This is a genomic window from Brevundimonas sp. 357, assembly GCF_003938605.1.
Lineage (GTDB): Bacteria > Pseudomonadota > Alphaproteobacteria > Caulobacterales > Caulobacteraceae > Brevundimonas.
This window is the reverse complement of the sequence record NZ_RHWX01000011.1, coordinates 43,457-55,328: the sequence shown is the minus strand read 5'-3', so window position 1 is coordinate 55,328 and position 11,872 is coordinate 43,457. Positions and strand designations below refer to the sequence as shown.

Here is an 11,872-nt window from a genome sequence, read left to right as displayed (position 1 = left end):
GCGCCTATGAGCGATCCAATCGAAGCAGCCATTTTTGAAAAACTGGCCAAGGCCGATCCGAAGAACGTCGGCGGCAAGAGCATTGAACCGGCCGACGTGGCCAAGGAGCTGCAACCCGAGCAGTGGCAGCGGATGCTGCCCAAGGTGAAGGCCACGGCGCTGGGCCTGATGCGTCAGGGCAGGCTGACCATCACCAAGAAAGGCAAGGTCGTCGACCCTAACAACTTCCGCGGCGTGATCCGCCTGCGCCTGCCGACCGAGGCCGAGACGGCTGCGGCCCAAGAAGCGGAGAACAGGGCGGCCCTGCCGCCGGTCGAAGCGTCGGATGACGACTTCGACTGATCCGGAATCCGGCCTGGATGAACTCCTGGCCGAGATCCGCGCCTGTCGGGCGTGTCTGGGCCTGTTGCCGCATACGCCGCGCCCGGTGGTCATGGTCGCGCCCGAGACCCGCCTGCTGATCTGCGGCCAGGCGCCGGGGCGACGGGTGCATGAGAGCGGCCTGCCGTTCACCGACCCGTCCGGCGTTCGCCTGCGCGACTGGATGGGGGTGGATGAAGCGACCTTCTACGGCGATCCGCGCCTCGGCGTGGCGGCGCAGGCCTTCTGCTTCCCCGGCACCGATCCCAAGGGCGGCGACTACCCCCCGCCGCGCCGCTGCGCCGAGCTGTGGCGGCCGCGCCTGCTGGCCGAACTGCCGAAGGTCGAACTGACTCTGCTGGTCGGCGGCTACGCCCAGGCCTGGGCTCTGGGCGCGGCGGCCAAGGCCAACATGACCGAGACGGTCCGCGCGTGGCGCGACTACGCCCCTGCTGTCCTGCCCCTGCCGCACCCGTCGTGGCGCAATACGGCCTGGCTGAAGAAAAACCCGTGGTTTGAGGCGGAGATTCTGCCCTACCTTCGGCAACGGGTGAAGGAGATGCTGGCGTGACACATCGATTTTTCCTTCTCCCCTTGAGGGAGAAGGTGGCTCGCGGAGCGAGACGGATGAGGGGGCTGCCTGCTTCGCCCTCATCATCGGCCGTTCTGCCCGCTGATACAGCCCCCTCATCCGAGCGCCTTCGGCGCCCACCTTCTCCCTCAAGGGGAGAAGGAAGAGGTGTGATCGCCGCCGCGTTCCTCTCTCTCGCCCTGTCCGCCTGCGCTACGCCGCATGTCCAGCCGCCGCTGACGCCGCCCAACGGGTTCAACGGGCCGCGCATCGAGGCGGGAACCCTGGGACGCGGCGCCTTTGTGGTGCAGGACGGGGCGCGGCTGCCCTATCTGCGCTGGAGCCCTGAAGGGCAGGCGCCTTGGGCCGTCATCGTCGCCCTGCACGGCTTCAACGACCACTACGCCTCCTTCCGCTTCGCCGGGCCGTGGTGGGCGCAGCGGGGCATTGAGACCTGGGCCTATGACCAGCGCGGCTTCGGCCTGGCCCCCAACCGGGGGGAGTTCGCCGCCGAAAGCCTGACCAGTCAGGATCTGCGCACCATCGTCGCGCTGGTTCGCGCCGAGCGGCCGAACGCCCTGATCGTGGTGGCGGGCGAGAGCATGGGCGGCTCCTCGACCATCGCCGCCTTCGGTTCGGAGACGCCGCCGGACGCTGATCGGGTGGTGCTGCTGGCGCCCGGCGTCTGGGGCTGGTCCAGCCAGAGCGCCTTCAATAGCGCGGGCCTGTGGACCGCCGCGCGCCTGATGGGCGCCAAGCGGGTCGAGCCGCCCTCCTTCGCCGTGCGCGACATCCGCGCCTCGGACAATACGCTGGAGCTGATCCGCAACGGCCGCGACCCCCTGTCGATCCTGTCGACGCGGTTCGATTCCCTGTACGGCCTGGTCGATCTGATGGAGACGGCGACCCAGCGTCTGGGCCGGGTCGAAAAACCGACCCTGCTGCTGTACGGCGCCCATGATCAGATCATCACCAAACGCCCCATGCGCCGCGCGCTGGAGCAGGCGGGCGAGCGGTCGAACCTGACGACGGGCTACTATGCGGACGGCTGGCACATCCTGAACCGCGACCTTCAGGCCGAGATCGTCTTCGCCGACGTCGAGGCCTGGCTGCGCGACTCGACTCGGCCCCTGCCGTCCGGCGCGCCGGCGGTCCTGCCCGCGTTGCAGGCTGATCCCAAGGCGCGCTGAACGCAAAACCTGCGGAAAGCGGAGGCGTTTTCCGCATGTTTCCTAGAACCCTGGCGCGACTGCATGGTGATGCTTGCCGTTTGGTCAGGCTGCGCGTATGTCCTTCCGCACAAAAAAGTACCCCAGGAAAGGCCTGTCATGGGCAAGACGCTGTTTGATTCTCCTTCTTTCTCGAACCATGAAGGCGTCCACGCCTTCTATGACGAGAAAACCGGCCTGAAGGCGATTGTTGCGGTGCACTCGACCGCGCGCGGTCCGGCCGTCGGCGGCACCCGCATGTGGAACTACGCCACCGCCGCTGAAGCACTGGAAGACGTGCTGCGCCTGTCCAAGGGCATGAGCTACAAGAACGCCGTCGCGGATCTGGAAATGGGCGGCGGCAAGTCGGTCATTATCGGCGACAGCCGCACCCAGAAGTCGCCTGAGCTGTTCCACGCCTTCGGTCGCTATCTGAACGGTCTGGGCGGTCACTACTACGCCGCCGAAGACGTCGGCACCTCGGTCGAGGACATCGCCGAAGCCCGCAAGGTCACCGAATTCGTTTTGGGCCTGAAGGACGGCCCGGAAGCTTCTGGCGATCCCAGCCCGGTCACGGCCCAGGGCGTGTTCCGCTCGAACCTGGTCGTCGCGCGTCGCCTGTTCAACCAGAACGACATGACCGGCTTGACCGTCGCCCTGCAGGGCGTGGGTCACGTCGGCGCTTATCTGGCCGACATGCTGCACAAGGCCGGCGCTAAGCTGATCATCACCGACGTCAACCAGGCCAACCTGGAAGCCGTCGCCGCCAAGACCGGCGCGGAGATCGTCGCCCCGGACGCCATCTATGACGTCGCCGCCGACATCTACGCCCCGTGCGCCCTGGGCGCGACCCTGAACCCGCAGACGCTGGACCGCCTGAAGGTCAAGGCCGTCTGCGGCGCCGCCAACAACCAGCTGGCCACGGCCGACATCGGCGACGAGCTGTTCAAGCGCGGCATCCTGTATGCGCCGGATTACGTCATCAACGGCGGCGGCATCATCAACGTCGCCTCGGAAATGAACGCCCGTCAAACCGGCGGCGCCTATGACGCCTCGTGGGTCGAAGGCAAGCTGTCGCGCCTGATGGAGACCTTCGAGGAAATCCTCGAGCGTTCGGTCTCCGAGAACAAGCCGACCCATTTGATTGCCGACGCCATCGCCGAGGCCCGTATCCAGGCCGCCGCCGACAAGAAGGCCGCGGCCCTAAAAATCTAAAGTCTGAAGGTCTGATCGACCTTTGACCAGCTAGCCTGCCTCTCTCGGGAGGCGGGCGGGCGCCGGGGGGCGCCGAAGGGGGTGCGGGACGCGATGGTCCCGCAGCCCCTTTTTTCTTTTGCGGTGTGCATGATCCCTCTCCCGGCGGGAGAGGGCAGGATTCCCATCTCTTTAACGCCTCTTAACGCCGCATTTACCATCCAGGCGGCAGTTTCTGCCTAGCGGGTTCGGTTCGTCCCGCGTGTGCAGGGGCGATGGCGCGTGGGCGGCTTCACGGAAGCTTTGAAAAGGTTCGGCATCGGACGCCTGGCCGCCATCCTGGGCGTGGCTGCGGGCGTGGCCGCCGTGCTGGTCGCCGTCATGCTGCGCGTGGGCCAGGCGCCGGACGCCTTGCTCTATTCCAACCTCGACCTGCGCGAAGCCTCCGAAATCAGCGCCGCCCTGGACCAGGCGGGCATCAAATATTCCTCCAAGGGCGACGGCTCGACCATCTTCGTCAGCCGCGACGAGGTGGGCACGGCGCGCCTGATGCTGGCGGGCAAGGGGCTCGTGACCTCGGGCAGCGTCGGCTACGAGATATTCGACAACCAGTCGGTGCTGGGCCAGACCGAGTTCCAGCAGAACCTGAACGAACAGCGCGCCCTGCAGGGCGAACTGGCGCGCACCATCATGTCGATGCGCGGCATCTCTTCCGCCCGCGTCCACATCACCATGCCGCGTCGTGAGATGTTCCAGGCCGCCGCCATCGACCCGACCGCCGCCGTGGTGGTGGGTCTGTCGGGCCGCGACCTGTCGGCCGATCAGGTGCGGGCCATCCGCAACGTCGTCGCCTCGTCCGTGCCGAACCTGAAGCCGGACAAGGTCACGGTGACGGACCAGGCCAACCGCACCCTGGCGGCCGGGTCTGAGGACACGGGCTTCACCTCGGCCACCGCCGAGGCGTCCAAGGCCTCGACCGAGGCCCAGATGCAGGCCCGCATCAAGGACATTGTCGAGGGCGTCGTCGGCGCGGGCGCCGCTCGCGTGCAGGTGACGGCCGACATCGACCACAGCCGCTCGACCACCCAGGAGCAGAAGTTCGATCCGGACGGGCAGGTCGTTCGCTCGACCTCGACCAACGGCAGCCAGTCGCAAGACACGACCGGCCAGCAGGACGGCGGCGTCACCGCCACCAACAACATTCCCGGCGGCGAGGCCCCGAACACCACGCCGATCGGCTCCACCAACTCGGAAAACACCGAGACGACCAACTACGAAATCTCCAACACCACCACCACGACGGTGAAGGAGCCGGGCGAGGTCAAGAAGCTGTCGGTCTCGGTCGCGGTCGACGGCAAATACACACCCGCCGCCGACGGCAAGGGCGAGCCCGCCTACGCCGCCCGCACGGCCGAGGAAGTGCAGCAGATCAAGGCCCTGGTCGCCGCCGCCGTCGGCATCGACGAGACGCGCGGCGACAAGCTGGAGGTCGTCAACGTCCGCTTCAACCGCGAGCCGTCGGCTGCGCCGGGCGCCGAGGAAGGCTCCTCGATGTTCGCCTTCGACAAGAATGACATCATGCGCGGGGTCGAGCTGCTGATCCTGGCTGTCACGGGCTTCGTGCTGGTCTTCTTCGTCCTGCGTCCGCTGCTGAAAGCGGCGACGGGTTCTGGCGGCGCGCCCGCCCTGGCCGGCGCCGGCGGCATTCCCGTAACCGCCCTGGACACCCAGATCGTCGGCGGAACCCTGCCGGGCGGCGCGCCCATGCTCGCAGGCCCCAGCGACATGGAGCAGCGCATCGACATCGCTCGCATCGAGGGCCAGGTGAAGGCCTCCTCCATCAAGAAGGTCGCCGATTTCGTCGACAGCCACCCAGAGGAATCCACGGCGATCCTGCGCTCGTGGATGCATGAAAGCTGATGGCGGCGCGGCTGGTGTCAAAGGGCGCGGCGGTCGACGACGCCAAGAAGCTGACGGGGCCTGAAAAGGCGGCCGTCGTTCTGCTGTCTCTGGGCGAAGAGCACACCGCCCTGTGGCAGCAGCTCGACGATGAAGAGATCAAGGAGGTCTCTCAGGCCATGGCGGGGCTGGGCACCGTCACCGCCGCCGTCGTCGAAGAGGTGCTGGTCGAATTCGTCTCCGGCATCGGCGGGGCCGGCTCGCTGATGGGCTCCTATGAGCAGACGCAGCGCCTGCTGGCCTCCTTCATGCCCGGCGATCGCGTCGAGGCCCTGATGGAGGAGATCCGCGGTCCGGCGGGCCGCACCATGTGGGACAAGCTCGGCAATGTGAACGAGGCCGTCCTCGCCAACTATCTGAAGAACGAATACCCGCAGACGGTCGCGGTCGTCCTGTCGAAGATCAAGCCGGATCACGCCTCGCGCGTGCTGACGGCCCTGCCCGAGGACTTCGCCCTGGAGTGCGTCCAGCGCATGCTGCGCATGGAGCCGGTGCAGCGCGACATTCTCGACAAGATCGAACAGACCCTGCGCAGCGAGTTCATGTCCAACCTGGCGCGTACGTCCAAGCGCGACAGCCATGAGCTTATGGCCGACATCTTCAACAGTTTCGACCGCCAGACCGAAGCCCGCTTCATCGGCGCGCTGGAGGAACGCAACCGCGACGCGGCCGAGCGTATCCGCGCCCTGATGTTCGTGTTCGAGGATCTGTCGCGCCTCGATCCGGGCGGGGTGCAGACCCTGCTGCGCGCGGTCGAGAAGGACCAGCTGGGGCTGGCGCTGAAGGGCGCCTCGGACCCCCTGCGCGAAATGTTCTTCTCCAACATGTCCGAGCGCGCCTCGAAGATCATGCGCGAGGATATGGATTCCATGGGGCCTGTCCGCCTCAAGGACGTCGACAACGCCCAGATGGCCATGGTCCAGGTGGCCAAGGATCTGGCGGCGCGCGGCGACATCATGCTGGCCGGCCAGGGCGGCGACGACGAGTTGATCTACTGACATGAGCGCCCAACCCGCCAACGCCGTCCCCTTCGCCTTCGACACCGAGTTCGGGGCCGACGGCGCCGTGCTGCGCGCCTCGACCTGGCAGCCGGCCAAACGATCCTTCGCCCCCGCCGAGGTCGAAGCCCTGGTCGCCCAGGCCCGGCTGGAGGCCCGTCAGCAGGCCCTGGCCGAGGTCGAGGCCCTGCGCGCCGACGCCTTGTCGATCGTGGCCCAGTCGACGGCGCAGGCCGCGACCCTGTTGCGCGGCGTGGCCGAGTCGCACCGTCGCGAATCCGCCGAACTGGCGTTGGCCGCCGCGCGGGTCATCGGTTCAGCCGCCTTCGATCGTTTTCCGCGCCGTCCGCTCGAGGCCGCCATCGAGGCCCTGGGACAGGAGATGGACGCGACGCCGCGCCTTCTGGTTCGCGCCTCGGGGCTCGATGACGAAGGCCGCGCCCAGATCGAGGCCCTGTGCGCCCAGGCGGGTTTCTCGGGACTGGTGGTGTTCCGCGACGAACCGCATCTGCCCGCCGCCGCCTTCGCCCTGGAATGGGCCGACGGCCGCGCTGAATTCGATCCGGCCGAAGCCGAGGCCCGTGTGGTCGCTGCGCTCAACGCCGCCCTGGCCGCCGAAGCCGGCCACGCCGAGCCGCCCCTCGAAGGCGGCGCTCATGACAGAAGGGGCTTCTGATGGCCACCGACGATCTTTCGCTTGAGGAATTCGGCGAGTCCACCGCCCTGAATCTGGCCGACGAGGGCGGCGAGAAGTCCGCCGTCGACCTGGCGCCCGTCTTCGACGTGCCGGTCAACATCTCGGCCGTGCTGGGCAAGGCCAATATGTCGGTGGCCCAGCTGCTGAAGCTCAACAAGGGCTCGGTGCTGGAGCTGGACCGCAAGGTCGGCGAGGCGATCGACATCTTCGTCAACAACCGCCTGGTGGCGCGCGGCGAGGTCGTCGTCGTCGAGGACCGGCTGGGCGTGACCATGACGGAAATCATCAAGACCGAGGACAAGGGCGCCTGATCGGCCGCCCCGTCACCGACAGGATTTGAAGGAGTAGGGCGATGCGTCTTCTGGTGGTGGGTCGTTTAAGCGGCCAACTGGCGACGGCGGTGAAAATGGCCATGGCGCACGGCGCCAAGGTCCAGCACGTCGAGCGCGCCGATCAGGCGACCGAGCAGCTGCGCCGGGGGCAGGGCGCCGACCTGCTGATGGTCGACTACCGCATCGACATCGCCGCCCTGATCGCCGCCAACGACGCCGAGCGCATCCATGTGCCGGTCGTGGCCTGCGGCGTCGACGCCGACGCGCGCGAGGCGGCCGACGCCATCCGCGCCGGGGCCAAGGAGTTCATCCCCCTGCCGCCCGAGGCGGACCTGATCGCCGCCGTCCTGTCCGCCGTGGCGGACGACGAGCGGCCGATGATCTCGGCCGATCCGGCGATGAAGTCGGTCATTCAGCTGGCCGATCAGGTGGCGCGTTCGGAAGCCTCCATCCTGATCACCGGCGAGAGCGGCGTCGGCAAGGAGGTGATGGCGCGCTATCTGCACACGCATTCGCGTCGGGCGGACAAGGCCTTCATCAGCGTCAACTGCGCCGCCATCCCGGACAACCTGCTGGAATCCGAGCTGTTCGGCCATGAGAAGGGCGCCTTCACCGGCGCCGTGGCGCGTCGGATCGGCAAGTTCGAGGAGGCTGACGGCGGCACGCTTCTGCTGGACGAGATCAGCGAGATGGACGCCCGGCTGCAGGCCAAGCTGCTGCGCGCCATTCAGGAGCGGGTGATCGACCGCGTCGGCGGCTCCAAGCCGGTGCCCGTCAACATCCGCATCATCGCCACCTCGAACCGCGACCTGGCCAAGGCGGTGGCCGAGGGGACGTTCCGCGAAGACCTGCTGTATCGCCTCAACGTCGTGAACCTGCGCCTGCCGTCCTTGCGCGAACGCCCCGGCGACATCGCCGTGCTGGCCGACCACTTCGTCAGGAAATACGCCGCCGCCAACGGCGTGCCGCCGCGCGCCATCGGGCCGGAGGCCAGGCGCGCCCTGGTCGCCCACCGCTGGCCCGGCAATGTGCGCGAGCTGGAAAACGCCATGCACCGCGCCGTCCTGCTGGCGGCGGGGGCCGAGATCGACGTCGACGCCATCCGCCTGCCGGACGGCCGCCCGCTGCTGGGCGGGGAGGGGGCTCAGGCCGCGCCTGCCGCCTCGACCTATGACGCCGGCGTGGCCGGTCAGGCGGCCCAGGTCGCCGACGCCGTCACCCGCAGCTTCGTCGGCCAGACCGTGGCCGAGATGGAGAAGACCCTGATCCTGGACACCCTCAGCCATTGCCTGGGCAACCGCACCCACGCGGCGACCATCCTGGGCATCTCCATCCGCACCCTGCGCAACAAGCTGAACGAATACGCCGACCAGGGCGCGCCGATCCCGGCGCCCCAGTCAGGGGTTGCGGCGGCTTATGGAATAGGAAGTCACTGATGCACATGAACCATTTCTGGGATGAGGAGCCACTGATGCACACGAACCGTCGCGCCTTGATGATCGGCGCGGGCGCCCTGGCGCTGGGAGGAATGACGCTGGGGGCGTGTGCGCGCGCCGTGAAGCAGGCGACGCCCGACCCCATCGTGCTCGATCTCGACCTGTCGGCGCTGGAGGCGCGTCACGGCGGCCGCCTGGGCGTCTCCGTCGCGACCGAGGGCTTGCGCGCAGCCTGGCGCGGCGACGAGCGCTTCGTCTATTGCTCGACCTTCAAGATGTATCTGGCCGCCGCGATCCTGCTGCGCGTCCAGGCAGGGCAGGAACGGCTGGATCGGGCGATCCCGGTGACGCAGGCCGACATGATATTCCACGCTCCGGTCACGGAACCGGCGGTCGGCTCGACCCTGACTATCGAGCAGTTGATGAAGGGCACGGTCGAGGTCAGCGACAACCCCGCCGCCAACATCCTGATCCGCGAGATGGGCGGGTTGGACGCCTTGCGCGCCTTCTATCGCGGCATCGGCGACGACAGCACTCGTGTCGACAGGTTGGAGCCGGAACTGAACGTCGCGGAAGGCGACAAGGACACCATCACCCCCGATCAGTCGGTTCGGAACATCCAGCGTCTGCTGGTCGACGCCGACACGCCTTTGAGCCCGGAATCCAAAGCCCTGCTGATGCGCTGGCTGGTCGATAGCCCGTCGGGGCCGGGACGGATCAAGGCGGGCGCCCCTGCCGGTTGGACCGTGGCGCACAAGACGGGGACGGGCGGCGGCGGCCCCGTCAACGACATCGGCCTGATCCTGCCGCCGAACAGCGCGCCTATCGCCATCGCCGTCTATTTCCACGCCACGAAGGATTCGACCAACGCCCAGCGCGAAGCGGTGATCGCCGACGCGACCCGTCAGGCGCTCAAGGCGCTGGGGCATGGCTGAGACCCGGCGAATCCTGTCATCAGGCGCCATGACCTTCGTCGTCCGCCATGGCTGATGCGCCGCTCCTGATGAAGGACGGCCTGGCGCGCCCCACGGGGCGCGATGCGCTCGGCTGGCTGTTGCGTGGCGAAGTCGGCATGGCGGTCGGCGTCATCGCCGTCATCATGCTGCTGATCGTGCCGATCCCGAAGATGCTTCTGGATCTGCTGCTGGCGATCTCGCTGGTGTCCAGCGTGCTGATCCTGATGACGGCCGTGATGATGAAGCGGCCGCTGGACTTCGCCATCTTCCCCACGGTGCTTCTGGTCTCGACGCTGTACCGGCTGGGGCTGAACCTGGCCTCGACGCGGCTGATCCTCAGCAACGGCCAGGAAGGGCACGACAGCGCCGGCAAGATCATCCAGGCCTTCGGCGAGCTGATGATGGGCGGCAACTTCATCATCGGGGTGATCATCTTCGCCATCCTGCTGGTGGTGAACTTCGTGGTCATCACCAAGGGCGCGACCCGCATCGCCGAGGTCTCGGCCCGCTTCACCCTGGACTCCATGCCAGGCAAGCAGATGGCCATCGACGCCGATCTGTCCGCGGGCCTGATCAACGAGGATCAGGCCAAGCTGCGCCGCAAGGAACTGGAGCAGGAATCGACCTTCTTCGGGGCCATGGACGGCGCCTCCAAATTCGTGCGCGGCGACGCCGTTGCGGGCCTGATCATCACCTTCATCAACGCCATCGGCGGCCTGCTGATCGGCGTGGTGCAGCACGGGATGCCCGCCATGGAGGCGGCCAACACCTATGTCCAGCTGACCGTCGGCGACGGCCTGGTGACGCAGATCCCGGCCATCATCGTGTCGGTGGCTGCGGGCTTCCTGGTGACCAAGGCGGGGGTCGAGGGTTCGGCCGACAAGGCCTTCGTCGCCCAGCTGGCCAGCAATCCGGTGTCGCTGGGCGTGGTGTCGGGCACGGCGGGCCTGATCGGCCTGATTCCGGGGATGCCGTTGCTGCCCTTCGCGGCGCTGGCGCTGGGGACGGGCTTCATGGCGTGGAAGCTGGGCCGTGACCGGCTGAAGCCGCCGCCTGCCGAGCCGGTGAATCTGAAACCGAAGGAGGACGTGGAGGAGCCGATCTCCACCGCCCTGACCATCGATGAGGTCAAGATCGAACTGGGCTACGCCCTGCTGGCCCTGATCAACGACCTGGAAGGCCGCCGCCTGACGGACCAGATCCGCGCCCTGCGCCGTTCGCTGGCCCAGGAGTACGGCTTCGTCATGCCCAGCGTGCGCATCCTCGACAACATGCGCCTGTCCAATCAGGGCTACGCCATCCGCATCAAGGAGATGGACGCCGGTTCGGGCGAGGTGCGCCTCGGCTCCCTGATGGCGATGGACCCGGCGGGCCGTCAGGTCGAGCTGCCCGGCGAGCATACGCGTGAGCCCGCCTTCGGCCTGCCCGCCACCTGGATCGACGAGTCCCTGCGCGAAGAGGCGACCTTCCGCGGCTACACCATCGTCGACCCCTCGACGGTCCTGACGACGCACCTGACCGAAATCCTCAAGGAGAACATGGCCGAGCTGCTCTCCTACGCCGAGGTGCAGAAGCTGCTGAAGGAGCTGAAGGGCGAGGAGCAGAAACTGGTCGAGGAGCTGATCCCTTCGGTCGTCACCGTGACCACGCTTCAGCGCGTGCTTCAGGCCCTGCTGCGCGAGAAGGTGTCGATCCGCGACCTGCCCGCCATCCTGGAAGGCCTGGCCGAGGCGGCGCCGCACACCACCAGCGTCGCCACCCTGGTCGAGCACGTGCGCGGCCGTCTGGCGCGTCAGCTGTGCTGGCAGCACAAGGCCGACGACGGCGCCCTGCCCATCGTCACCCTGTCGCCCGAGTGGGAGCAGGCCTTCGCCGAAAGCCTGATCGGTCCCGGCGAGGACAAGCAACTGGCCATGGCGCCGAGCAAGCTTCAGGACTTCATCCGGGCTGTCCGCGACGTGTTCGAGCGCGCCGCCATGACGGGCGAGAACCCGGTCCTGCTGACCGGGCCGCAGGTCCGCCCCTACGTCCGCTCCATCATCGAACGCTTCCGCGGTCAGACGGTGGTGATGAGCCAAAATGAGATTCATCCCAAGGCCCGCCTCAGGACGGTGGGATCAGTCTAGGTCGCGGCATGGTAGGGGCTGGACACGGCTTCGAC

11 protein-coding genes are annotated in these 11,872 nt (G+C 67.7%); all 11 read left to right on the top strand.

The window, feature by feature from the left end; translation table 11 throughout:
• Positions 1-6 precede the first annotated feature (6 nt).
• The 11 genes from EGK63_RS11005 (at position 7) to flhA (ending at position 11,837) form a co-directional block, all read left to right on the top strand.
• Positions 7-342, top strand: coding sequence for a DUF3253 domain-containing protein (locus tag EGK63_RS11005; RefSeq protein ID WP_125901492.1), 336 nt, complete (start codon positions 7-9; stop codon positions 340-342).
• Positions 326-931, top strand: a complete 606-nt coding sequence (locus EGK63_RS11000; protein ID WP_125901491.1) for a uracil-DNA glycosylase family protein — start codon at positions 326-328, stop codon at positions 929-931. Before EGK63_RS11005 ends, EGK63_RS11000 begins: the two co-directional genes overlap by 17 nt.
• A 170-nt stretch (positions 932-1,101) precedes the next feature.
• Entirely contained in the window at positions 1,102-2,121 is a 1,020-nt protein-coding gene (locus tag EGK63_RS10995) for an alpha/beta fold hydrolase (RefSeq protein ID WP_165906584.1), read from the top strand.
• 138 nt (positions 2,122-2,259) lie between these two features.
• Positions 2,260-3,354, top strand: a complete 1,095-nt coding sequence (locus EGK63_RS10990; protein WP_125901490.1) for a Glu/Leu/Phe/Val dehydrogenase — start codon at positions 2,260-2,262, stop codon at positions 3,352-3,354.
• Positions 3,355-3,615: 261 nt separating this feature from the next.
• Entirely contained in the window at positions 3,616-5,253 is a 1,638-nt protein-coding gene (fliF, locus tag EGK63_RS10985) for a flagellar basal-body MS-ring/collar protein FliF (RefSeq protein ID WP_125901489.1), read from the top strand.
• A complete protein-coding gene (fliG, locus tag EGK63_RS10980) occupies positions 5,253-6,290 on the top strand; it encodes a flagellar motor switch protein FliG (RefSeq protein ID WP_125901488.1) in 1,038 nt (345 codons plus the stop codon). The genes fliF and fliG overlap by 1 nt, the downstream gene beginning before the upstream one ends.
• 1 nt (position 6,291) lies before the next feature.
• Positions 6,292-6,966 (top strand): hypothetical protein, encoded by a 675-nt coding sequence (locus EGK63_RS10975; protein WP_003163532.1) that lies wholly within the window; start codon positions 6,292-6,294, stop codon positions 6,964-6,966.
• The gene (fliN, locus tag EGK63_RS10970; RefSeq protein WP_003163531.1) at positions 6,966-7,298 is read left to right on the top strand and encodes a flagellar motor switch protein FliN; all 333 of its coding nucleotides are present in this window, start codon (positions 6,966-6,968) and stop codon (positions 7,296-7,298) included. Before EGK63_RS10975 ends, fliN begins: the two co-directional genes overlap by 1 nt.
• 41 nt (positions 7,299-7,339) lie before the next feature.
• Positions 7,340-8,755: a sigma-54-dependent Fis family transcriptional regulator gene (locus tag EGK63_RS10965; protein WP_125901487.1), complete on the top strand. Its 1,416-nt coding sequence runs from the start codon at positions 7,340-7,342 to the stop codon at positions 8,753-8,755.
• Positions 8,756-8,790: 35 nt separating this feature from the next.
• Entirely contained in the window at positions 8,791-9,690 is a 900-nt protein-coding gene (gene bla, locus EGK63_RS10960) for a class A beta-lactamase (protein WP_243637660.1), read from the top strand.
• A 47-nt stretch (positions 9,691-9,737) separates the two neighbouring features.
• Positions 9,738-11,837, top strand: a complete 2,100-nt coding sequence (gene flhA / locus EGK63_RS10955) for a flagellar biosynthesis protein FlhA (protein ID WP_125901486.1) — start codon at positions 9,738-9,740, stop codon at positions 11,835-11,837.
• Positions 11,838-11,872 lie beyond the last annotated feature (35 nt).